General features: G+C 67.7%; 26 protein-coding genes, 1 tRNA gene and 1 pseudogene. 4 read left to right on the top strand and 24 right to left on the bottom strand.

From position 1 onward, the window contains the following. Positions 1–119 precede the first annotated feature (119 nt). Positions 120–821 (top strand): dihydrolipoamide acetyltransferase family protein, encoded by a 702-nt coding sequence (locus ATI37_RS12140; protein WP_332871165.1) that lies wholly within the window; start codon positions 120–122, stop codon positions 819–821. 4 nt (positions 822–825) lie between these two features. Next, entirely contained in the window at positions 826–2,235 is a 1,410-nt protein-coding gene (gene lpdA / locus ATI37_RS08485; protein WP_232822479.1) for a dihydrolipoyl dehydrogenase, read from the top strand. A gap of 5 nt (positions 2,236–2,240) precedes the next feature. Here lpdA and ATI37_RS12135 read toward each other — a convergent pair whose 3' ends face one another. From ATI37_RS12135 to ATI37_RS08365, 24 genes and pseudogenes are all read right to left on the bottom strand, one after another. Next, a complete protein-coding gene (locus tag ATI37_RS12135; RefSeq protein WP_232822478.1) occupies positions 2,241–2,552 on the bottom strand; it encodes a hypothetical protein in 312 nt (103 codons plus the stop codon). 436 nt (positions 2,553–2,988) lie between these two features. Next, positions 2,989–3,775 (bottom strand): annotated as a pseudogene (locus ATI37_RS12685) (IS982 family transposase). A 52-nt stretch (positions 3,776–3,827) separates the two neighbouring features. Beyond that, entirely contained in the window at positions 3,828–4,184 is a 357-nt protein-coding gene (locus ATI37_RS12490) for a transposase (RefSeq protein ID WP_157969073.1), read from the bottom strand. Next, complete coding sequence (locus tag ATI37_RS08465) at positions 4,135–4,890, bottom strand: IS256 family transposase (RefSeq protein WP_408646680.1); 756 nt, start codon at positions 4,888–4,890, stop codon at positions 4,135–4,137. The genes ATI37_RS12490 and ATI37_RS08465 overlap by 50 nt, the downstream gene beginning before the upstream one ends. Positions 4,891–4,901: 11 nt before the next feature. Then, positions 4,902–5,870, bottom strand: a complete 969-nt coding sequence (locus ATI37_RS08460; protein ID WP_232822476.1) for a transposase — start codon at positions 5,868–5,870, stop codon at positions 4,902–4,904. A 299-nt stretch (positions 5,871–6,169) separates the two neighbouring features. Then, entirely contained in the window at positions 6,170–7,039 is an 870-nt protein-coding gene (locus tag ATI37_RS08455; RefSeq protein ID WP_117237967.1) for an NAD(P)-dependent oxidoreductase, read from the bottom strand. Between the two features lie 9 nt (positions 7,040–7,048). Next, positions 7,049–7,396, bottom strand: coding sequence for a DUF3054 family protein (locus ATI37_RS08450; RefSeq protein ID WP_117237966.1), 348 nt, complete (start codon positions 7,394–7,396; stop codon positions 7,049–7,051). Then, the gene (gene lipA / locus ATI37_RS08445; protein ID WP_117237965.1) at positions 7,393–8,364 is read right to left on the bottom strand and encodes a lipoyl synthase; all 972 of its coding nucleotides are present in this window, start codon (positions 8,362–8,364) and stop codon (positions 7,393–7,395) included. The genes ATI37_RS08450 and lipA overlap by 4 nt, the downstream gene beginning before the upstream one ends. After that, the gene (lipB, locus tag ATI37_RS08440) at positions 8,348–9,007 is read right to left on the bottom strand and encodes a lipoyl(octanoyl) transferase LipB (protein ID WP_117238570.1); all 660 of its coding nucleotides are present in this window, start codon (positions 9,005–9,007) and stop codon (positions 8,348–8,350) included. The genes lipA and lipB overlap by 17 nt, the downstream gene beginning before the upstream one ends. 432 nt (positions 9,008–9,439) lie before the next feature. Beyond that, positions 9,440–9,883: a 50S ribosomal protein L9 gene (gene rplI, locus ATI37_RS08435; protein ID WP_117237964.1), complete on the bottom strand. Its 444-nt coding sequence runs from the start codon at positions 9,881–9,883 to the stop codon at positions 9,440–9,442. Positions 9,884–9,894: 11 nt separating this feature from the next. Continuing rightward, positions 9,895–10,161, bottom strand: coding sequence for a 30S ribosomal protein S18 (gene rpsR, locus ATI37_RS08430; protein ID WP_117237963.1), 267 nt, complete (start codon positions 10,159–10,161; stop codon positions 9,895–9,897). Next, a complete protein-coding gene (locus tag ATI37_RS08425) occupies positions 10,158–10,955 on the bottom strand; it encodes a single-stranded DNA-binding protein (protein WP_117237962.1) in 798 nt (265 codons plus the stop codon). Before ATI37_RS08425 ends, rpsR begins: the two co-directional genes overlap by 4 nt. A 9-nt stretch (positions 10,956–10,964) precedes the next feature. Further along, a complete protein-coding gene (rpsF, locus tag ATI37_RS08420) occupies positions 10,965–11,267 on the bottom strand; it encodes a 30S ribosomal protein S6 (RefSeq protein ID WP_117238569.1) in 303 nt (100 codons plus the stop codon). A 97-nt stretch (positions 11,268–11,364) separates the two neighbouring features. Next, positions 11,365–11,440: transfer RNA gene (locus ATI37_RS08415), tRNA-Asn, on the bottom strand. Between the two features lie 72 nt (positions 11,441–11,512). Continuing rightward, on the bottom strand, positions 11,513–11,896 hold the full coding sequence (mnhG, locus tag ATI37_RS08410) for a monovalent cation/H(+) antiporter subunit G (protein ID WP_117237961.1): 384 nt from the start codon (positions 11,894–11,896) through the stop codon (positions 11,513–11,515). After that, positions 11,889–12,170 (bottom strand): monovalent cation/H+ antiporter complex subunit F, encoded by a 282-nt coding sequence (locus ATI37_RS08405; RefSeq protein ID WP_117237960.1) that lies wholly within the window; start codon positions 12,168–12,170, stop codon positions 11,889–11,891. The genes mnhG and ATI37_RS08405 overlap by 8 nt, the downstream gene beginning before the upstream one ends. Then, the gene (locus ATI37_RS08400; protein WP_117237959.1) at positions 12,167–12,652 is read right to left on the bottom strand and encodes a Na+/H+ antiporter subunit E; all 486 of its coding nucleotides are present in this window, start codon (positions 12,650–12,652) and stop codon (positions 12,167–12,169) included. Before ATI37_RS08400 ends, ATI37_RS08405 begins: the two co-directional genes overlap by 4 nt. Next, positions 12,649–14,163, bottom strand: coding sequence for a proton-conducting transporter transmembrane domain-containing protein (locus tag ATI37_RS08395; RefSeq protein ID WP_117237958.1), 1,515 nt, complete (start codon positions 14,161–14,163; stop codon positions 12,649–12,651). The genes ATI37_RS08400 and ATI37_RS08395 overlap by 4 nt, the downstream gene beginning before the upstream one ends. Further along, positions 14,160–14,534 (bottom strand): Na+/H+ antiporter subunit C, encoded by a 375-nt coding sequence (locus ATI37_RS08390; RefSeq protein ID WP_117237957.1) that lies wholly within the window; start codon positions 14,532–14,534, stop codon positions 14,160–14,162. Before ATI37_RS08390 ends, ATI37_RS08395 begins: the two co-directional genes overlap by 4 nt. Continuing rightward, the gene (locus ATI37_RS08385; RefSeq protein WP_117237956.1) at positions 14,535–14,948 is read right to left on the bottom strand and encodes a Na+/H+ antiporter subunit B; all 414 of its coding nucleotides are present in this window, start codon (positions 14,946–14,948) and stop codon (positions 14,535–14,537) included. Continuing rightward, positions 14,945–17,251, bottom strand: coding sequence for a putative monovalent cation/H+ antiporter subunit A (locus ATI37_RS08380; protein WP_117237955.1), 2,307 nt, complete (start codon positions 17,249–17,251; stop codon positions 14,945–14,947). Before ATI37_RS08380 ends, ATI37_RS08385 begins: the two co-directional genes overlap by 4 nt. A gap of 224 nt (positions 17,252–17,475) precedes the next feature. Then, a complete protein-coding gene (locus tag ATI37_RS08375) occupies positions 17,476–18,831 on the bottom strand; it encodes an NAD(P)(+) transhydrogenase (Re/Si-specific) subunit beta (RefSeq protein ID WP_117237954.1) in 1,356 nt (451 codons plus the stop codon). Continuing rightward, entirely contained in the window at positions 18,831–19,133 is a 303-nt protein-coding gene (locus ATI37_RS08370) for a proton-translocating transhydrogenase family protein (protein ID WP_117237953.1), read from the bottom strand. Before ATI37_RS08370 ends, ATI37_RS08375 begins: the two co-directional genes overlap by 1 nt. Then, positions 19,133–20,260, bottom strand: a complete 1,128-nt coding sequence (locus ATI37_RS08365) for an NAD(P) transhydrogenase subunit alpha (RefSeq protein ID WP_117237952.1) — start codon at positions 20,258–20,260, stop codon at positions 19,133–19,135. Before ATI37_RS08365 ends, ATI37_RS08370 begins: the two co-directional genes overlap by 1 nt. Positions 20,261–20,367: 107 nt before the next feature. Between ATI37_RS08365 and ATI37_RS08360 the strand changes: the two genes are divergently transcribed. Both ATI37_RS08360 and ATI37_RS08355 read left to right on the top strand, forming a co-directional pair. Beyond that, positions 20,368–21,252 carry a DMT family transporter gene (locus ATI37_RS08360; protein WP_117237951.1) on the top strand — a complete coding sequence of 295 codons (885 nt, stop codon included), beginning with the start codon at positions 20,368–20,370 and terminating at the stop codon, positions 21,250–21,252. Beyond that, complete coding sequence (locus ATI37_RS08355; protein ID WP_117237950.1) at positions 21,249–22,061, top strand: EamA family transporter; 813 nt, start codon at positions 21,249–21,251, stop codon at positions 22,059–22,061. The genes ATI37_RS08360 and ATI37_RS08355 overlap by 4 nt, the downstream gene beginning before the upstream one ends.

Raw genomic sequence — 22,061 nt, 5'->3', positions numbered from 1 at the left:
AAAGCTGAAGGCCCCGCCTTCCCCCACGCCGGCGCCGGCCTCCCCGCCCCCCAGGAACCCCCCGCCCCGGTGGGCTTTCCGCCCCCCCCAGGTACACCCCCCCCAAGGGGTACGAGCACCTGGAGGAGCGCACTCCCTTAAGGGGCATCCGCCGCACCATCGCCCAGGGCCTCTGGCAGAGCCACCTCTACACCGTGCGCACCCTCAACGTGGACGAGGCGGACCTAACGGAACTGGTGGCCCTGCGGGAGAGGCTAAAGGGGGAGGCCGAGGCCCAAGGGATCAGGCTCACCTACTTGCCCTTCATCGTCAAGGCCGCGGTGCGGGCCCTGAAGAAGTACCCCATGCTGAACGCTAGCCTGGACGAGGAACGGGGAGAGATCGTCTACAAGCGCTACTACCATATCGGCATCGCCGTGGCCACCGAAAGGGGGCTCCTCGTCCCCGTGGTCCGGGACGCCGACCGCAAGAGCCTTCTGGAACTTGCCCGGGAGATCGCCGAGCTTTCCCAAAAGGCCCGGGAGGGGCGCCTCTCCCCAGAGGAGGTCTCGGGCTCCACCTTCACCCTCACCAACATCGGCTCCATCGGGGCCACCTTGAGCTTCCCCATCATCAACGTCCCCGAGGCGGCCATCCTGGGGGTGCACTCCATAAGAAAGCGCCCCTGGGTGATGCCCGATGGCTCCATCCAGGCCCGGGACATCACCTTCCTCTCCCTCTCCTTTGACCACCGCCTCATTGACGGGGCCGAGGCCGCCCTGTTCACCCGGGAGGTCATAAGGCTCCTGGAAAAACCGGAAACCCTGATGCTGGAGATGTGAGAGGATGGAGAACGCTATGACGGAAAGCGACCGCGCCTACGACCTGATCGTCATCGGCACTGGGCCCGGGGGGTACCACGCCGCCATCCGGGGGGCCCAGCTGGGCCTAAGGGTCCTGGCGGTGGAGGGGGAGAAGGTGGGGGGGGTCTGCCTCAACGTGGGGTGCATCCCCACCAAGGCCCTCCTCCACGCCGCGGAAACCCTTCACCATCTGAAGGTGGCCGAGGCCTTCGGCCTGAAGGTGGAGGCCGCCTTGGACCACCAGAGGCTCGCCGCCTGGCGGGACGGCGTGGTGAAGAAGCTCACCGGGGGCGTGCAGGGCCTCCTCAAGGGGAACCGGGTGGACCTGGTCCAGGGCTTCGCCCGCCTGGTGGGCCCCAAGGAGGTGGAGGTAGGGGGGAGCCGCTACCGGGCCCGAAGCCTCATCCTGGCCACGGGGAGCGAGCCCATGCCCCTGAAGGGCTTCCCTTTCGGGGAGGACGTCTGGGACTCCACCCGGGCCCTATGGGTGGAGGAGGGCCTCCCCAGGCGCCTCCTGGTGATCGGGGGCGGGGCGGTGGGGCTAGAGTTCAGCCAGATCTACCGCCGCCTGGGGGCGGAGGTGACCCTCATCGAGTACATGCCCGAGGTCCTCCCCCAGGGGGACCGGGAGACCGCAGGCCTCCTCCGCCGGGCCCTGGAGAAGGAGGGGATCCGGGTCCTGACGGGCACCCAGGCCCTGGGCTATGAGAAGAAGAAAGACGGCCTCCACGTCCTCCTCGCCCCCGCGGAGGGGGGCAAGGAGGAGAAGGTGGTGGTGGACAAGGTCCTGGTGGCCGTGGGCCGGAGGCCCCGCACCGGGGGCCTGGGCCTGGAGGAGGCGGGGATCGCCCTGGACGCAAGGGGCTTCGTGCGGGTGGACGCCCGCATGGAGACCACGCACAAGGGCGTCTACGCCGTGGGGGACGCCGCAAGGCCGCCCCTCCTAGCCCACAAGGCCATGAGGGAGGGCCTCGTGGCCGCGGAGAACGCTGCTGGGAAGGACAGCGCCTTTGACTACCAGGTCCCCAACGTGGTCTACACCTCCCCCGAGTGGGCCGGAGTGGGCCTCACCGAGGAGGAGGCGAGGCGGGCGGGGTACCGGGTCCGGGTGGGCCGCTTCCCCCTTGCCGCCAGCGGCCGGGCCCTCACCCTAGGGGCCCCGGAGGGCCTCGTCAAGGTGGTGGGGGACGAGGAGACGGACCTCCTCCTCGGGGTCTTCATCGTGGGGGCCCAGGCGGGGGAGCTCATCGCCGAGGCCGCCCTGGCCCTGGAGATGGGGGCCACGGCCACGGACCTGGCCCTCACCGTCCACGCCCACCCCACCCTCTCGGAAAGCCTCATGGAGGCGGCGGAGGCCTTCCACAAGAAGGCCATCCACGTGCTCAACCGCTAAACCCCCTACTCAAAGGCCCCCAGGTCTACCGTTAAGCGGTAGAGGCAGTCCTGGGGGCTTTCCGTCAAGAAGACCAAGGAGAGGGAACCCTGGGGATCCACTCCCAGGTCGCTGAGGTCCAGGTAGAAGACCAGTGTGCCTTCCCACCCCTTTTCCCCCTGCCGCCAATCGTCCAGGTACGTAACCCGGTAGGCCCTCCGGTAGCCCTCCCTTACCTTGGCCCCCAAGGTGTACGCCTCGCGGGCCTCGAGGGTGGGAAGGCCCACCACCTCCAGATAGACCCGCAGGTGCCCATCGGGAAGGAACCTCTTGGGCATGGACAAGGCCTCTTCGCCGGAGATAACCTTGAACTCATTCCGGGCACACTCCGCCAGAATGGAGACCACCTCCCCCTGCCCCCCCACCCGTACCTTCCGGGGTCGGCTTCCCTTGGGAGGTAGGCAGGCCTCAGGAGAACCCCGCTCCAGGGAGAGCGCGGTTACCTCCCCCTCCCAAAAGACGCCCACCTTGGGCAAACGGCTGTAAGCCCCATCCACGATCCGCTGCGCCAGCCGGGGATCTAGGCCGGGCCTCCAGGTTAATACTATTCCCGAGAATGAGAGCAAAAATCAGTCCTTATGGAGGTGCCGGGCGGTCTTTGGGGCGGTCCAGCCCTAGGCGGCCAGGCAGCCCACCATGGCCCAGAAACGGGTCTCCTTGTGGGTCTGGAGGTCCAGGGAAGGCTCCAACAGAAGTTGATCCCCCTCAAGTAGCTTAACCCAAGTTGCTACCCACGCATTTCTGGGCCATGAGGCTGAGGTTATGGGCCAGGACGAAGGTGAGGACCTTGATGACGAAGTCCCCTTGGGTCACGGCATGGATGCGCCGGGGAAACATCGCGTGAAGCATACCCCCCACCGTCTCCACCCCCCTCCGCCCCACAATGGCCAGGTACCGCATCCAAGGCCCATACCGCCGACGGTTCCCCCTGCGAACGACCATGGGAACAATCCCCTCTGCTTCCCGAAGCAGGTCCTCGTACAGATGGCCCTCGTACCCCCGGTCTAGGTAGAGCTCCGCTCCCTCGGGAAGGTCCAGGGGAAGCAGGAGTAGGGGGACCAAGTCGTGGAAACTTCCCGGGGTCAGGTTCACCTCGTGGCGGTTCATTTGGGGTAGGGGCCCCAAAGATGTATTTCCCATCGTCCACCAGGAGGTGGCGCTTTAGGCCGTGGAAGTAGACCCGCCTGCCGGGGACGAAACCCCGGTAGGTCCTGTTGGGGAAAAGCCGGGAGCGGGGGGTGCGGAGGTTCTCGCAGGCGGGGAGGGGGAAGGTGTCCAAGGCATAGGCCTGGGCCAGGAGGTGGAGGAGAGGCAGGAGGAGAGGGTAGAGGGCGTGGAGCCTGAGGTTGAAGCGGCTTGGAGAGGGGATGGGGGTGAAGAGGTTCAGGTCTTTGGCCAGGGCCTGGTGGTGCTTGCCGCCGAGTTACATGGCGGCGAGGACGGCTAGGGTGAGGATGGCGGATGCGGGGGTTTTGGCTTGGGGGTCATCCTTGTGGCCCATCGCCTCAAGGGCATCGTCTATAGTGCAAGTCACGCCCAAAGGGCGTACGTAGTCAAGTAGCGATTTTTGTGGGTTTCTCTTCCGCGGCCCAAAGCGGGGCCATGTCCAGGTAACGCCTGAGCGCCCAGTCCTCCGTGGCTCTCAGCATCACCACCGTGGCCAGATTCCCTAGGCTCCCCTCGCTGGGGAAAACCCCAACCACCCTGGTCCGCCGCTTCACCTCCCGGAAAAGCCGCTCCAGCGCATTCGTGCCCTTGATGTGCTTCTGGTGGCCGCTGGGAAAGTCCAGGTGGATCAGAGCTTCCCCCAAACCCTGGGCAAACACCTCCACCCCTCGCCTGTACCGGTCCCGGTAGCGTTCAACAAACTCTCGGGCCAGAGATTCCGCCGTGCCCCGCCGCCGCGCCACAAACACCTCCTGGAGCTCCGCACCGCTGCCAGCTGGCCCCAGGAAGCTCGGCCCTCGCCGCCTGGCGGATGGAAGGGGGGTCGTCGGAAATGACCAGCCTCACCCCACGAAGCCCCCGCTCCACCAGACCCTTCCGGAGGTTCCTCCAGGCCTCCTTCCGCTCCCCGCCCGCCGGTTCCACCGCCAGCAGCAAAAGGTACGGGCTGCGCCCGTGACCTCGGTAGCCTTTCTCGTTCACCCCCACCGCCACCAGCAGGGCCAGGTCCACCACCCGCCCGCCCCGGTTCGCCTTGAAGTAGGCCGCGTCCAGGCAGAGGTAGGGGTAAGCCAGCCCCAAGGGCCGGCCCCGCCAGGCAGAGGGCGCCTCCTCCAGGCGCTGGGCTACCCTGGAGACCGCGTCCTTACCAATCCGCACTCGGGACAGACCTTCGGTGATGGCCGCCACCTTGCGGGTGGAGACCCCTTGCAGGTCCATCTCCAGGACGGCCTCTTCCACCTCCCCGGTCATCCGCTTGTAGCGCTCCAACACCTCGGTCAGGAAAGTCCCCTCCCGGTCCCGGGGTACCCGGAGCTGCGCGATCTTGCCCGCCGGCGTGATGAGGTCCCGGGTGTAGTGGCCGTTCCGCTCCCCGCGGCGGCTCGGGGTGCGCTCACGGTGACCCGCAGCCAGGCGCTCGGTCATCTCTTCTTCCAACACCTGCTCGATGATGCAGAACTTTACCCAAAACTTCCCTCCTCCTCTTCCAAGGCCTCCTTGGTGACCTCGTAGTTGAGCAGGCGGACCAAGCCCCGCAAGAGCAGGTAGGGACCATCCCGCTCACTGGCTATCCCCAGCTTTCCCCCAAGCCGCAAAAGGAGGCCCTCCAAGACACCCCCAGACCGCCGCACCTCCCAAAGAAACACCGCCAGCCCCAGCAAAACAGCCACCACCTTGCGAATCCGGCTAAGCCCCCGCACCTGAAAGCTCTCAAGCCCCAACCCCGCCCTCAGAAGGCGGAAAAACTCCTCCACCCCCCACCGCCTCCGGTACATCTCCACCACCCGCAGCGCCTCCCTCTCCCCCCTCACCTCCAAGCTGGTCAAAAGCCACCACTCCCCCCGCCTCCCCAAAGCCGGTATCCAGCTCACCACCAGATGAAGCCTCCGCCCCTCCACCTCCCTCCATCCCAGCCCAAGCTCCACACCCCAGCACCTGCCCAAACACCTTCCGGTCGTCAAAACCCCGGTCCGCCACGTACACCAGCCGCCGCCCCTCCCCCCAAGAACCCCCCGCGCCCCCGCAATGGCCCGCTCCACCTCCCGGGGCAGGCTGGCAAACCCCCGCTCCCCGTAGGCCACCAGGTGGGCGTACCCCACCAGCCGCCCCTGGACATCCATCCCCAGCGCGGTCAGGAGCTCATACCCGGTCTCCCGCTTCCTCCCCACCCGGGCTATCCCCTCCAGGGCCCGGGCGTGGGGCTTGCGCACCGGGCTCAGGTCCAGGAAGACCAAAACCTCCTCCCCCTCCAGGGCCAGGGCGCTCTCCCGGCACACCCTCTCCAGGAGGGCCTCGGCCCCCACCCGGGGGTTGGCCAGGAAGCGGTAGAGGGCTTCGGCCTGGTGGAAGGGGCGCTGGAGGTGGGAGGGCAGGGTAGCCACCATCTCGCTTACCCGGGCGGAGCCCGCAGCCAAGATGCCTCGGCTCATCTCCTCCAAACGCCTGAAGAGCCGCTTATCGGGGGAAAAGGTCGGCGAGCCGGGCCGTGAACTCGTGGAGCCTGCTCTCTGCAACCTTGAGCGCCTTCATGGCTCAACTTCGGCTCCGAAATCTACCACGCAGGCAGGATGTGGGTAAAGTCCTGTAGAGGAAGCCGCCCAAAAGCCGCCTTGACTGCCTTCTGAACCGGGGAAAACCCTCCCTTTTTCCAAAGCTTTCACCCCCTTTTCGCCCCCAGGGTACCCCAGGGGGCCTGAACGGGGCCTGAACCGGGGGTGAACGCCGGGGGCTAGCGGATCTCCCGCCCCGCCCAGCGCTCCAAAAGCCTCAGGGCCTCCACGTGGTCGGCCTCGGGGCCCAGTTCCCTCCCCGCCATCTCGTAGACCTCCCGGGTGAGGCGGAGGAGGGGGCTTGGGGCCTTCTGCCCGTCCAGGACCCCCATGGCGATCCCCAGGTCCTTGACCAGGAGGCCCAGGGCGAAGGTCTTGGGGAAGGCCCGGGTGAGGACCCTCCCGGGGATCAGGTTCTCCGTGGCGTTGGAGCGGCCCGAGCAGGCGTTGATGGCCTCCAGGGCCTTTTCCGCGGAAACCCCCTGGGCCACCAGGGCGAGAAGGCCCTCCCCCGCCGCCCAGAGGCTCACCGCCAGGAGGGCGTTGTTGATGGCCTTGACCGCGTGCCCCGCCCCCACGGGCCCCACGTGGACCACCTTCCCCGCGTAGGCCAGGTAGGGCCTCACCCGCTCCACCGCCTCCTCCTGCCCCCCCAGCATCACGGTGAGGGTACCCGCTTCCGCCCCCGCCGTGCCCCCGGAGACGGGGGCGTCCAGGTAGACCACCCCCCTCTCCAGGAGGCGCGCCGCCAGCCTCCGGCTTTCCTCGGGGTCGCCGCTCGTGGCGTCCACCCAGTGGGTCCCGGGCCGGAGGTGGGGAAGAAGCCTCTCCGCCACCTGGGCCACCTCCCGGGTGGTGGGGAGGCAGGTAAAGAGGACCCCGGCCTCGGCCACCCCTTCCAGGGGGACGGCCTTGGAGCCGAAGGCCTCCTGGTGCCTTAGGGCCTTTTGGAAGGTCCGGTTCCAGACCAGGGTAGGGAAGCGCCGGGCCAGGTGGGCCGCCATGGGGTAGCCCATGGCCCCGAGGCCGAGAAAGGCCACCTTGTCCATAGGGGCTTTTTACCACACCCTAGACGCCTTGGCCAGGCCCCGGAGGAGGAGGAGGAAAAGGAGGCTGAAGCCCATGGCCACCCCGAGGAAGATGAAGAAGGGGGGGCCAAAGGTCCCGCCGAGGACCATCTCCCGGAGCCAAAGCCCGGCGGGGAGGGCGAGGAGCCAGGTGAGGAGGAGGTTCCCCCAGGTGGGCCTGCGGTAGGTGCCGAGGAAGGGGCTTAGGAGGAGCCAGACGAGGAGGACGGGGAGGAGGTTCCGGGCGAGGCCCGAGAGGTCCACCGCCCGCCCGTGGGAGAGGAGGCCCACCAGGGCGAAGAGGAGGAGGGCCAGGAAGTCCAGGAAGAAAAGCCTCATCCTCCCCTGGCCTCCAGGAAGACCCGGTCCGCCCGGTAGGAGCTCCGCACCAGGGGACCGGCGAAGACCTCCTTGAAGCCCAGCTCGTACCCCCAGGCGGCGTACCTCTGGAAGTCCTCTGGGGGCACGTAGCGCACCACGGGCAGGTGGGCGGGGGTGGGGCGGAGGTACTGGCCCAGGGTGAGGATATCCACCCCGGCGGCCCGGAGGTCCCGCATGGCCTCCAGGATCTCCCCCTCCTCCTCCCCCAGGCCCAGCATGAGGCTGCTCTTGGTGAGGACGTGGGGCCTTGCCCGCTTGGCGTGGGCCAGGACCCTCAGGGTCTGCTCGTAGCCCGCCCGGGGGTCCCGCACCCTAGGGGTGAGGCGGCGCACGGTCTCTAGGTTCTGGGCGTACACCTCGGGGCCCGCCTCCAGGACCTTTTCCACCGCCTTCAGGTCCCCCTGGAAATCGGGGGTGAGGGCCTCCACCAAGACCCCGGGGGCCCTCTCCTTGATGGCCCTGATGGTGGCGGCGAAGTGGGCTGCCCCGCCATCCGGAAGGTCATCCCGGTCCACGCTGGTTAAGACCACGTAGCTCACCCCCATGCGGGCGATGGCCTCGGCCACCCTGACGGGTTCTTGCGGGTCCACCCACCCCCTAGGGTTCCCCGTGGCCACGGCGCAGAACTTGCAAGCCCGGGTGCAGACCTCCCCCAGGAGCATCACCGTGAGGGTGCCGTGGCTCCAGCACTCGCCGATGTTGGGGCAGAGGGCCTCCTGGCAGACGGTGTGGAGCCTGAGCTCCTGCACCATGGCCTTCAGGGCCTGGTACCGGGGCCCCGTGGGCAGGGTGGCCTTGAGCCAGGGGGGCTTCTGGCGGTCCACGGGCTCGGGCCGGGCCTGGGCCAGGCCGCGCTTCACCACCTTGAGGGGGATGACCTCCCCCGTGGGGCTCAGGAGTTCCAGGGTCTCAAACTTGGGCCGCATCCCTCCTCCCAAGGCGGGGCTCCAGGCCGAAGACCTGGGCGAAGGCCGCCACCACCTGCCCCTTGGCCTCCTCCATGGGCACCTTTCTCAAAAGAAGCTTCTCCAAGGAGGTGACCCCCTTGCCCCTGAGGCCGCAGGGGACGATGACGGTGAAGTCGTTGAGGTCGGTGTTCACGTTGAGGGCGAACCCGTGGAAGCTCACCCCCTCCTTCACCGCCACGCCGATGGCGCAGAGCTTCTCCTCCCCCACCCAGACCCCCGCATACCCTGGGGTGGGGTAGGCCGCTATCCCGTAGGCCGCCGCCACCCGCACGATGGCCTCCTCGATCTGCCTGAGGAAGCGGCGCACCTCCCGGCCCACGGGGAAGATGGGGTAGCCCACCAGTTGCCCGGGCCCGTGGTAGGTGACGTCCCCGCCCCGCTCCACCCAGTAGAGCGCAAAGCCCTGCTCCCGGTACCAGCTTTCTGGGAAGAGGAGGTTTTCCCCTGTGGCCTTGCGCCCCAGGGTGATGACCCGGGGGTGCTCCAGGAGGAGGAGGGTGGGGGGACGCTTCCCCTCCACCACCTGCCGATGGACCTCCTTCTGGTACGCCCAGGCCTCCCCGTAAGGGATGAGGGCCAGGTCCTCCACCAGGAACTCCACGCCCCTAAGCATACGCCATGGCCCTCTGGCCTCCAAGGCGGGGGCCACAAACCAGAGGGGCGCGGGGGGGATACCAGGTAGCGGGCCTCGGGGCGGGGGCGCAGACCCCCTGGTCCCCGGGGGAGGGGGCCTCAGGTAGCCCCTGGCCTTCCCCAAGGGACGCTCACAGATGGGGGTAGTGGCTCTACGGGGACCACCTGGACCCCGAAGGGACGAAGCTCCACTATGGGGGCGTCCGTCCCGGGGCGGGCGCGGTCAAGGCCCCGGGCTTGGGGGCCAGGAGGTGTGGCCGCCGTTCCTATCCCCTCCCCGGCTGAGCTGGAACCCGGCCTGGCCCTGGCGGACCTGGAGGGGCCGGGCCCGCAGCCCCTCTGGGTGCGGTAATGGGAAAGGGCGGGGTCGCCCCCGCCTCTGGCGGCCTGCCAGAAGGCCTTACTGGGCCACCACGCTCACCTTGAGGCTAATGGGCACCTCGGGGTGGGGCTTGTAGGTGAGGACGTACTCCCCGAGCTCTTTGATGGGCCTCTCCAGGCCGAGGCGCTTGGGGTCAATGGCGATGCCGTGCTGGCGGGAGAGGGCCTCGGCGATGTCCTTGGCGGTGACGGAGCCGTAGATCTTGTTCTCCCCCGCCCGCACCGGGATGGTGAGGGTGAGGTTTTCCAGGATCTCCTTGAGCCGCTCGGCCTCCGCCTTCCTCTCCGCCAGGCGCTTGGCCTGGGCGCGGATCCTGGCCTCGAGGGCCTTGAGGTTGCCCTCCGTGGCCAAAACCGCCAGGCCCCGGGGCAGGAGGTAGTTCCTGGCGTAGCCCGGCCTCACGTCCACCACCTGGCCCACGTCGCCCAGGTTCTCCAGGGGTTCCAACAGGATGACCTTCACCCTAAGACCCCCTATTTCCGCACCAGCTTCTCCGTGAAGGGGAGAAGCCCCAGGATCCTGGCCCGCTTGATGGACTTGGCCAGGATCCGCTGCTCCTTAGCGGAAAGCCCTGTGCGGCGGCGGGGAAGGATCTTCCCCGTCTCCGACAGGAACCGCCTCAGCACCTCGGCGTTCCGGTAGTCCTTCAGGTCAAACTCCCCCAGGGTGGCCTTGACCTTGGCCTTCCTGGAGGGGCGCTTTTGCGCCTCCTTCTTGGGTTTGGCGTTTTTCGTGCTCAAAACGGCAAATCCTCCTCCGGCGGGAAGTCTTCTAGCCCTTCGTCGATGTCTACCCCACCCGTCTGGACCTTAGGGGGCCTGCTTCCGCCGGCTTGGGCAGGCCCACGGGTGGGACGCTCCAGCCTCTGGGCCTCCACGCGGGTCTGGAAGCGCCGCTCTCCGCTGGAGCTCGTCCAGGAGTCGTTGACCAAACGGCCGATAACCAGAAGCCCATCGCCCTTGGTGAGCTCCGAAGCCCACTCGGCCAGCTCGCGCCAGGCCTGAACCTCCACGAAGTGGGTCCTCTCCTCCTCGTTCTGGCCCCGGCGGCGCTCGTTCACCGCCAGGCCCAAGCGCACCACCGCCGTCCCCTGGGGGGTGTAGCGGAGGTCGGGGTCCCGGGTGAGGTTGCCCATGAGGATCACCTGGTTGAGGGCCCGGCGGAGCCTGGGCTGGCCCCGGGCGTCCTCCTGGGTCTCCCGGCCCCGGGCCTCGAGGAGGTCAATGAAGTCCGCCCGGACCTGGACCTCGCTCCGCCGCTCCCCATCCCTTTCCCACTGGCGGTACTCCAAGCGGCCCTCCACGAAGAGGGGCTGGCCCTTCTCCAGGAGATCCCCCCACATCTCCGCCTGGCGGCCGAGGAGGCGCACCCGGTGGTACCAGGGGATCTCCCTCTCCTGACCAGACTCGTCCGTGAGGGCGTCCTGGCCCGCCAGGCTCAGGTCCAAGACAGCGAGCCCCCCCGGGGTGTACCTCATGTCGGGACGGGCGGTCAGGGTGCCGATGAGGAAGACTCGGTTCAGGCCTCTTGCCATGGGGGTAGTTTACGCCTTAGCCAAAAGGGGCTCCTCCCTTTTGACCACCAGCACCCGGCGCACGTGGTCGCGGAGGCGGAGCTCCCGGGCCAGGGCGTTCGCCCGGTCTTCGGGCATCTCCACCTGGTAGAAGAGGAAGTAGCCCTGGGGGTCCTTGGCGATGGGGTAGGCCAGGCGGCGCATCCCCTCCTCCACCCTCTCCACCCTGGCCCCGTGGGCCTCGAGGGCCCTGCCGATGATCTCCTTCTCCAGGGCGAGCTGGGATTGGTCCAGGTTGGGGCTCAGGATGACGTTGACCTCGTACCTGCGCATCTCCACCTCCCTTCCCGGCCCGGCAGGCCGCACAAGGGAGGATTATACCCCTTTCCCCTCCCAAATAAAAGACCCAGGGGGCCCCAAGGCCCCCCTCTGGCTCCGCGGGCAGGATTCGAACCTGCGACCAACCGGTTAACAGCCGGCCGCTCTACCAGCTGAGCTACCGCGGACCGGCCGCAAGGCGCACTATACCAAGGGCGAGGGGAAGGCGTCAAGGACTAGGCCCTAGCCCACGGGGGGGGCTATTTCTTCTCCTCCGTGGACCCCGGCCCCTTGCCGCGGGCCAGGCGGGGGGCCTCCTCTCCCTGGCCCCCATCCCGCTCGTTGACCACGGTCTTCTCCCAAAGGCGCACGCCGACGAGGTAGGCGGCGCGGGCGATCACGTGGGCCCCCACCGGAGCGGTGAGCAGGATGAAGAAAACCCCCACCAACCCCTTGGCGGTGATCCCCAGCTCCCCGAAATGCGCCACCGCCGCCAACACGATGAGCCCCACCCCAAGGGTACCGGCCTTGGTGGAGGCGTGCATGCGCATGAGGAGGTCAGGAAAGCGCAGGACGCCCAGCGCCGCCACCAGGACGAAGAAGGCCCCAGCTAGGAGGAGGAGGGCAACGAGAAGCTCAAGCATCCTCACCCCTCCATTCCAGGTAGCGGGCGAAGGCCAGGGTGCTCAGGAAGGCGATGAGGGCCAGGGCGATGGCGAAGTCCAGGAAGCGGGCGTCCTCGGCAAAGACGGCGTAGGCGGCAGCGAAGGCCACGGCCACGGCCATGATCAGGTCCAGGGCCACCACCCGGTCCGGCAGCGTGGGTCCCCGGATGGCCCGCACCAACGAAAGGAGCAGGGAAAGGGAGAGGACGGCGAAGGTCAGCCAAAGGGCCAGGGCAAGGGGAGAGAGGATCATCCGCCCACCACCTCCCGCACCCTCCGCTCCAGCTCACCCTTGATCTCTTCCCGCACCGCCTCCGGGGAGGACACGTACATGGAGTGGATGTAGAGCACCCGATCTTCTTCGGAAACGTCTAAGGACAGCGTCCCCGGGGTGAGGGAGATGGTGTTGGCCAACAGGGTGATGGCCAGGTTGCTCTTGAGGTCCAAGGGAATGGCGACGATCCCCGGGCTGACCCTCCTCTCGTAGTCCAGGGAAAGCACGTCCCGGGCCACGCGGAGGCTGGAGAGGACCAGCTCTTTGACGAAGAAAGCCAGGAAGCCCAGCACCACGAAAACCTGTCTGGCGTACCGCCCTGAGCCCAGAAGGGGGTCAGCTAACCATATGAGGACGTAGCCCACCAGAAACCCGATGGACAGGTTTGTGGCGCTGACCGAACCGCTTATCGCCGCCCAGATCAAGGCCAGGAGCAGGTTGAGGAGGAAAAACACGCTCATGGCCCCTCCCCCAAGCGCGCCCCCTCTCCCAGCACGGCCCGGATGTAGTGGGCGGGGTCCAGCAACTCCCGGGCAGCCCCTTCGGCCAAGGCGAGAAGGGGGGTAAAGAAGAGGCCCAAGAGCAGGGTAGCCCCTGCCAGGAGGAGCATGGGCAGGTAAAAAGCCGCCAAGGCCCCCACCCGTTCGGGCTCGGGAGCGCTGCCCTCGGGCAGGGGCTTCCAGAAGGCCTCGGCCCAGATCTTGACCATGGAGTAAAGGGTCAGCAGGCCGGTCAGGAGGGCTGCGGCCACGATGGCGTAGGCCTCGAGCTCAAGCCCGGCGCGGACCAGGAGGAACTTGGCCCAAAAACCGGTCAAAGGGGGAAAGCCCGCCAGGGAAAAGGCCGCCAGCACGAATATGGCGCTGAGGGCCGGGGCACTTTGGTAAAGCCCCCCCAGCTTCCTCAGCTGAAAGGAGCCCGCCAGCCGTTTGGCCACCCCGCTGACGAGGAAGAGGTTGGCCTTCACGAGGCTGTGGTGCACCATGAAGACCAGGGACCCGGCCAGGGCCAGCGGGCTCATGAGGGCAAGCCCCATCACCATATAGCCTACCTGGGAGACGCTGTGGAAGGCTAGGATGCGCCGGAACTCAAACTGGGCCGCTGCCCCCAAGACCCCCGACAACATGGTGACCCCTGAGAGCCAAAGGAGGAGGGTGTGGGTGTAGCTGGTGTCCTGGGCGAAGAGGAGGGTGAAGGCCCGGATGAGGGCGTACACCCCCACCTTGGTCAGCATTCCGGCGAAGTAGGCGGAGACGGTCACCGGCGGCACGTGGTAGGAGGCGGGAAGCCAGAAGAAGAGGGGGAAGATGGCCGCCTTGATGCCGAAGGCCACCAGGAAGAGCATGGCCACCGTGGTGACCAGGCCCGCCGCTCCCGTCTCAGGCAGGAGCAGGGCCAGCTCGGCCATGTTGAGCGTCCCGGTCATGCCGTAGGTGAGGCCGATGGCGGATAGCAGGAGCAGGGAGGAGAAAAGGTTGATGAAGGCGTACTTCACCGCTCCGTCCATCTGGATCCTGCCCCCTCCCAGGGCCATCAGGGCAAAGGAGGCGATCAACAGGACCTCAAACCAGACGTAGAGGTTGAAGAGGTCCCCCGTCAGAAAGGCGCCGTTGACCCCCATGAGGAGGATGTGGAAGAGGGGAAAGAAGGCGTGGCGAAAGCGGGCTTCGTCCACGTCGCCGAGGGCGTAGACCGCCGCCGCGAAACCCATGAGCGCAGCCAGGGCGGTCATCACCGCGCTCAGGTGGTCGGCCACAAAGGAGATGCCGAAGGGGGCGGGCCAGTTGCCCAGCTGGGTGGCCATCACCCCTTGGGCGTGCACCGCTCCCACCAGCCACAAGGAAGCGGCCAGGGTACCCCCGGCGCCCAACACCGCCAAGGCCTTCTGCCAGAAGAGGTGGCGCCACAGGAGGAGGGAGACGAAGGCCGTCCCGGCGGGGACCAGGATGGGGGCGAGGATCAGCCAGCTCAAGGCTCCACCTCCGGGTCCCCTTCCTCGGGTTCAGCCGCCCGCATGGCCTCCGCGTCCAGGGTCCTGAGCTCCTCGTGGGCGCGGTAGAGGAGGACCAAGGCATAGGAGAGCAGGCCGAAACCGATGACGATGGCCGTCAAGATCAGGGCCTGGGGGAGAGGATTGGCGAACGGGGGGGCCAGGCCGGCCTCCCCCGCGGGGATAAGAGGGGGGTGGCCGCGGGTGACCCGCCCCCCGGCCAGGATGACCAGGTTGACGGCGTTGGTCAGCAGGGCCAGGCCCAGGATGAAGCGCAGGAGGTTGCGCCGCAGCATGAGGTAGACGCCGCTGGCCGCAAGGGCGCCAATGGTAAGGGCCAGCAAGCTCTCCATCTACTCCTCCTCCAGGGCGAAGATCATGGTGAGGATGCTCCCCACGACCACCAGAAAGACGCCTATGTCAAAGAGGGTGGGCGTGCCCACCTTGAGCTTGAGCCCACCCGGAAGGGGGTACTCCAGCCAGTAACCCGTCAGGTAGGGGGTGCCGTAGAGGGCCGCCAGCAGGCCGCTGACAAAGGCCAAGAAGATGCCCCAGGCGACCAGGGTCACCGGGGATACCCGGAGGGCACGCCGGGCCTCAGCAAGGCCGTAGGCCATGGCGTAGAGGACAAAGCTGCCCACCGCTACCAGGCCGCCCACGAAACCACCCCCGGGCTCGTTGTGCCCCCGGAAGAGAAGGAAGAGGGAAAAGAGGAACATCAGGGGCACCAGGAACAAGCTGGCGGTGCGCAGGATCAGGGAGTTCACACCCGACCCCCCCTCTCCTTGCGGCGGGCGCGCAGCCTGAGGAGGCCGTACACGCCCACGGCCGCCGTGACCAAGACCAGGATCTCCCCTAGGGTGTCCAGGGCCCGGAAGTCCACCAGGATCACGTTGACGATGTTCCGCCCCCGGGCCAAGGGGTAGCTGGCCTCGGCAAACCACTCGCTTAGGCGGGTGTCGAAGGGCAGGCTGGTGACCCCCAGGACCAAGGCGGTCATCAGAGCGCCGAAGGCCACCGCCAAAGCCGCATCCCGCCACCTTCCCCGAGGGTTGACGTCCAGGCCCCCCTTGGGCAGGGCACGCAGCACCAGCACCAGGAGGATCACCGTCAGGGTTTCCACGGCGATCTGGGTGATGGCCACGTCAATGGCCCCGTACACCAGAAAGATCAGGGCCACGGCGTAGCCGACCACGCCCAAGGCCGCCACCGCCATGAGGCGCGAGCCCGTGGTCGCCACCACCAGGGAGCCGACCAGCACGAGGAGGGCCAGGGCCCATTCAAAAACGCTAAAGCCGGCCAGGTCCAGCCTGCCCACGAGCCCCTCCCTCAAGAAGAGGGTGGACCCCACGAGGAGGAGGGTGAAGGAGAGGATGAGCAGGAGGTAACGGGGCATGCGCCCGCTCTGCAGCGCCCGGGTCTGGAAGGCTGCGAGGGCGCTCATGGCCTCGAGGGAAAGCTCATAGCCCCGCTCCGGAAGGCGGGCGAAAAGCCTCTCGTAAACCCTCAGGGCCGGGCCGAGCCGCTCCCAGAGCCAGTAGAGGAGCACCCCCGCCAAGAGGGTGAGGAGGCTCAAGAGCAAAACGAGGTTGAGGCCATGCCAGAGGGCCAGGTAGAAGGCCACGGCCTCGCCCAAAACCGCCCCAGCCGCGGGCACCAGCAGGGGCTCCACCGGCTTAGGGAAGAGGCCAAAGCCCAGACCCAGGAGGGCGAGCAGGAGAGGTGGAAGCCACATGCTCGCGGAGACCTCGTGGACCTTCTGGCCCAGCGGCGCCCGCAGGGAGCCCACAAAGGGCTTAAGCCCCACCAGCAGGGCCACGGCCACCACCGCCACCTTGGCCACCACCAGGGCCACCAGGAGGAGGGAGGGGGCTTGGTGAAGGACGGACTCGTAGACAACTTCCTTGCCGATGAAGCCCAAAAGAGGAGGTAGCCCGGCCATGGAGGCGGCCGCCAAGAGGGCCGCGGCGAAGGAGAGGGGCATGAGGGGCCCCAGCCCGGCCAGCTGGGAAACGTCCCTCGAGCCGCTCCCGTGCTCCACCGACCCGGCCCCCATGAAGAGGGCGGCCTTGTAGAGGGCGTGGGCCAGGAGGAAAACCGCCATGGCCTTGGCGGCCTCTGGGGTCCCGAGGCCGATGAGGAAGGTCAGGGTGCCCAGGGCAGCCACCGTGGTGTAGGCCAGCATGAGCTTGAGGTCCGTGTAACAGAGGGCCAGGTAGGAGCCCACAAAGGCCGTGACCAGGCCGAAGCCCGCCACGGCGTAGAGCCAGACCTCGGTCCCCCCCATGGCCGGGGCCAGGCGGGCCAGCAGGTAGACCCCGGCCTTGACCATGGTGGCCGAGTGAAGGTAGGCGGAGACCGGGGTGGGCGCCGCCATGGCGCCGGGAAGCCAGAAGTGGAAGGGGAACTGGGCCGACTTGGTGAAGGCCCCCACCAGGATCAGGACCAAGGCGCCCAGGTAGGCCGGGTGCTCCTGCAGGGGGGTTGGGGCGGCCAGGAGCTCGTGGAGCTCAAAGGTACCGGCCATGAACCCCAAGAGGATCAGCCCGGCCAAGAGGGCCAACCCCCCGATCCCGGTGACCAGAAGGGCCTGCAAGGCCGCCTTGCGGGCCTTTTCGCTTTGGTGCTTGTAGCCGATGAGGAGGTAGGAGGTCAGGCTGGTCAGCTCCCAGAAGACGAAGAGGGTGATCAGGTTGCTGGCCAGCACCAACCCCAGCATGGAGGCCATGAAGAGGAGGATGTACAGGTAGAAGCGGCCCAGGTACCGGTCCCCCTCGAGGTAGCCGCCACCGTAGACCAGGACCAGGGCCCCGATGCCGCTGATCAGCAGGGCAAAGAGCAGGCTTAGCCCATCAAGGTAAAAGCTCAAGTTGATCTGGAGGCTACTGATCCATGGGGTGAGATGGACCACCGCCTCCCCTTGGCTCACCCTGGGGACAAAGGTCAGGAAGTAGGCGAAGATGCCCAGGGGCAGCAGGGCCAGGACCCAGCCCGTGCGCCTGCCCAAGGGGGCATGGAGCAGGGGAGCGAGCCCCGCCACCAGGAACGCAATCAAGAGGATCGCCAGCACCCGCCCTACACCCCCTCTCACCCCAAGCGCCCTTCGCCCTACTGAGCGAGGGCCCCTATCTGGAGGCAAGACCTATGCCCAAACCCGGGGTAAGCGCTGCGCCAAGGCGCAACGCGGCCCAGTTTAACATGCGCAGCCTAGACCCCGCAACACGCACCGGGCCTGGTGGGAATGGGTGCAGCGTAGCGCGAAGGGGGCCCCTCGAGGGAAAGGGGTTCCCAGACTTAGAGCTTCTTCAGAGCTTGCGTGAGCTCGGCAAGCACCTTCTGGGCGTCCCCGTAGAGCATCCGGGTATTCTCCGCGTAGAAGAGCTCGTTCTCCACCCCGGCAAAGCCCTTGCCCTGGCCCCGCTTGATCACGATGACGTTCTTGGCCTTGTCCACATCCAGGATGGGCATGCCGTAAAGGGGGCTCCCGGGGCGGCGGGCGGTAGGGTTGACCACGTCGTTGGCCCCGATGACCACGGCCACGTCCGCGGTGGGGAACTCGGGGTTGATCTCCTCCAGGTCCTTAAGCTTGTCGTAGTCCACCCCGGCCTCGGCCAGGAGGACGTTCATGTGCCCCGGCATCCGCCCCGCCACCGGGTGGATGGCGAACTTCACGTCCACCCCCCGGGCCTCGAGGAGGTCGGCAATCTCCTTCACCTTGTGCTGGGCCTGGGAGAGGGCCATGCCGTACCCGGGCACGAAGGCCACCTTGCCCGCATAGGCCAGCATGACCGCAGCGTCCTCCACCTCAATGGGCTTGAGGCTCCCCTTGACCTCGCCCCCCTCCTGCTCCACCCCGAAGCCGCCCACCAGCACGCTCCACACGGAGCGGTTCATCGCCCGGGCCATGAGCACGGTGAGGAGGGTACCCGCAGCCCCCACCAGGGTGCCCGCCACCATGAGGGCGGCGTTCCCTATGGCAAAGCCCTCAAAACCCACGGCCACGCCGGTGAAGGCGTTGTAGAAGGAAATGGCCACCGGCATGTCTCCGCCGCCGATGGGTAGGGTCATGAGGACACCAAAGAGGAGGGCCAGGAGGAAGAAAAGGGCGATGCTCAAGGGGGCGTCGTTGAGGAGCAGGGAAAAGCCCAGGACCAGGGCCAGGAGGAGGGCCAAGGCGTTCAGCACCCTCTGCCCTGGGAAGAGGATGGGCCGAGCCCGCAGGAGGCCCTGGAGCTTGGCAAAGGCGACGAGGCTCCCGGTGAAGGCCACGCTGCCGATGAGCCCTCCCAGGATGGCCAGGGTCATGAGGCCCGGGTTGCCGGCAAAGGCCCCCTTCAAAAGCTCCACCGCAGCGATGGTGGCCGCAGCACCCCCGCCCATGCCGTTGTAGATGGCCACCATCTGGGGCATGTCCGTCATGGCCACCTTCACCGCTGCCCACCAGGCCACCACCGACCCCACCAGGAGGGCCAGGAGGATGAGGGCGAAGTTCTCCATCCCCGGCCAGAAGAAGGTGGCCAGCACCGCCAGGGCCATGCCCAAGCCCGCCCAAACGATGCCGCTCTTGGCGGTGGTGGGGTGGGCCATGCGCTTAAGGCCCACGATGAAGAGGATGGCCACGGCGACGTAGGCCGCCTGGATGAGGTCCATCAGGGACCACCCCCCTTGCCCGGTTTCCGCTCGAACATCTCCAGCATGCGCACCGTCACCGCATACCCTCCAGCGGCGTTGGCCGCCCCCAGGATGACCCCTAGGAAGCCGATGAACTTCTCCAAACCCGTCTCCGCTTGGCCCAGGACCACCATGGCCCCCACCACCACCACCCCGTGGATGAAGTTGGAGCCGGACATCAGGGGGGTGTGCAGGATCACCGGCACCCGGGTGATGAGCTCGTAGCCCAGAAAGGCCGTGAGGACGAAGATGTAAAGGGCAGGCCAAAAGCCAAACTCCATCACACACCTCCCACGAGGGCCCTGGTAGGCCCATGCAGGATCTCGCCTTCCTTCATGAGAAGGGCTCCCTGGACGATCTCATCCTCCCATTTGGGGGCGAACTCACCCCCTTCTATAAGGAGGCTGGAGAGGCTCAAGAGGTTCTTGGCGTACATCTCCGAGGCGTGTACGGCAAGCTCGCTAGGCAGGTTCAGGGGGCCATAGATGCGCACCCCCTTCACCTCCACCACCTCCCCCGGCCTGGTGAGAACGCAGTTTCCCCCGCTCTCCGCCGCCAGGTCCACCACCACGGTGCCGGGCTTGAGGCGCTCCACCATGTCCTCGGTGAGGAGGATGGGGGCGCGGCGGCCGGGCACCTGGGCGGTGGTGATGAGGACATCCATCCCCGCCACCTGCTCGCGAAGGGCCTCGTGCTGGATGCGCTTCTCCTCCTCGGTGAGTTCGCGGGCGTACCCCCCTTCCCCTTCGGCGCTGATGGGGAGCTCCACGGGCCTGGCCCCCAGGGAGAGGGCCTGCTCCAAGGCCGCCTTGCGGACGTCGTAAGCGAAGACCTGGGCCCCCAGGCGCTTGGCGGTAGCGATGGCCATGAGCCCCGCCACCCCCACCCCCATGACCATCACCTTGGCGGGGCGGATGGTGCCCGCGGCGGTGGTGAGCATAGGGAAAAAGCGGGGAGAAAGCCTTGCAGCGTGGATGGCCGCCAGGTATCCCGCCACCGTGGCCTGGCTGGAAAGGGCGTCCATGCTCTGGGCCCGGGTGATGCGGGGGATGAGCTCCATGGCGAGAATCGTGGCCCTTTTAGTGGAGAGGGCCTTGATCAGATCGGGGTTCTTGTGGGCCTGGACGAAGCCCACCACCAGGCATCCGGGCTTTAGGCCCTGGATCAGGTCCTCTCCAAGGGGCCCCACGGCGAAGAGGAGATCCGCCCCCTTTAGGAGGTCTCCTCGCTCCACCACCTCCGCCCCGGCCTCCCGGTAGAGGGAGTCGGGGTAGTAGGCCCCCTCCCCCGCGCCCCGCTCCACCCGTACCTTGGCCCCTCCCCTAACCAGGCGGGCCACCACCTCGGGCACCAGGGCCACCCTCTTTTCCCCTGGGGCCCTCTCCTTAGGAACCGAGATGGTCACCATAGAGACCTCCTTACCGGGCCAGTATACCAGCGAGGCTATGGGCCTCCGTCCCTCCCCAAGGGGCTGGCTGCCTGGTCGTAACCGACCCTCTATGGAAGAATGCCCCTATGCGGCCCTCAGGGCTAACGATCGCCGGGGTCCTCCTCCTGGGCATCCTGGCCATTAGCTTTGGGAGCATCCTGGTGCGACTGGCCCTGGCCGCCTCCGGGGAAAAGGGCCTCGCCTTTAGCCTGGTGATGAGCGCGGGGCGGATGGGCTTTGCCGCCCTCCTCCTCCTACCCGGGTGGAGGAGGCCCCTAGGGGGAAGGGCTGGGCTTCCCTGGGCGGTGGCGGCGGGTGTAGCCCTGGCCCTCCACTTCGCCTTTTGGATTACCTCTCTCTCCTATACCTCCGTGGCCGCCAGCACCGCCTTGGTCACCACCAACCCGGTCTGGGTCACCCTCTTCGGCTGGCTCCTCTTCGGGGACAAGCCCACCGGCCTCACCCTCCTCGGGGTGGGGGTGGCCCTCCTCGGGGGACTCCTCATCGGCCTCGGGGACGCCCACGGGGGGGCGGAGAACCCCCCTTTGGGGAACCTCCTGGCCGTCCTGGGGGCCTTGGCCACCTCCTTTTACTTCCTCCTGGGGCGGGAGGCGCAAAGGCGGGGACTTTCCCTTCTGGAATACGTGCGGGTGGCCTACACCGCCGCCTTCCTGACCCTCCTACCCCTGCCCTACCTCTTTGGCGGGGCGTACGGGGGGCATCCCCCGGTGGTCTACCTCTACATCCTCCTCATGGCCCTCCTGCCCCAACTCGTGGGCCACACCAGCTTCAACTGGGCCACGCGCCACGTCTCCCCGGTCCTGGTGACCTTGGCCATCCTCTTTGAGCCGGTGGGGGCGGGCCTCTTGGCCTTCCTCCTCTTCGGGGAGCTTCCCGGCCTCCAAGTTCTCCTCGGGGCCCTGGTCCTCCTCCTGGGGGTGGGGCTGGCGGTCCTGGGAGGGCGGCGGTGATCCCCGTGGCCCTGGCCGCCCTCCTCTGGGGCTTGGGAGGCGCCCTAGCGGGCCGGTTCATGCGGGAGATCCCTCCGGAGGTCCTCATCCCCTTGCGCTTCCTCTTGAGCTTCCTCCTCCTCCTGCCCTTGCTCCTCCGCCGCCCGCCAGCACCCAAGGAGAGGCCCCGCCTCCTCCAGGTGGGCCTGGCCCTCTCCGGGGCCCAGGCCTTCTACTACCTGGCCATCCACGCCACCACGGTGGCCACGGGCCTCTTCCTCCAGTACCTGGCCCCCGCCCTCCTTACCCTCTACGCCCTCCTAAAGGGGGAGAGGCTCCCCGAGAGGGCGCTATGGGGCGTAGCCCTGGCCCTTCTCGGGGCCTACGTCCTGGTGGTGGGCCGGGAGGGCCTCTCGGGAAGCCCCTTGGGGGTGGCCTTCGGCCTGTTCTCCGCAACCTCTTTCGCCCTTTACGCTGCCTTTTCCCACGGGCTCAAGACCCCGCCCCTGGTGGCCCTGGGGGTGGCCACGGGGGTGGGAAGCCTCCTCGCCCTTCCCTTCTTCCTGGCCAACCTGGACCGGGCGCTGGCCCTCACCCCGGGCCACTGGGGGGCCGTCTTCTACCTGGTCACCTTAGGCACGGTGGTGCCCTTTGGCCTCTTCCTCCTGGGGGTGCGCACCCTCCCCGCCCGCACCGCCACCCTGGTGGCCATGCTGGAGCCCTTAAGCGGGGCCCTCTTCGCCTGGCCCCTGGCGGGGGAACCCCTGCGGCCGGAGGCCCTCTTGGGCGGGCTTATGATTCTCCTGGGCGTGGCCCTGAACCGGAGGTGA

The organism is Thermus sediminis (assembly GCF_003426945.1).
In the GTDB taxonomy this organism is placed as follows: Bacteria; Deinococcota; Deinococci; order Deinococcales; family Thermaceae; genus Thermus; species Thermus sediminis.
This window is presented reverse-complemented; position numbering and strand designations above follow the sequence as displayed.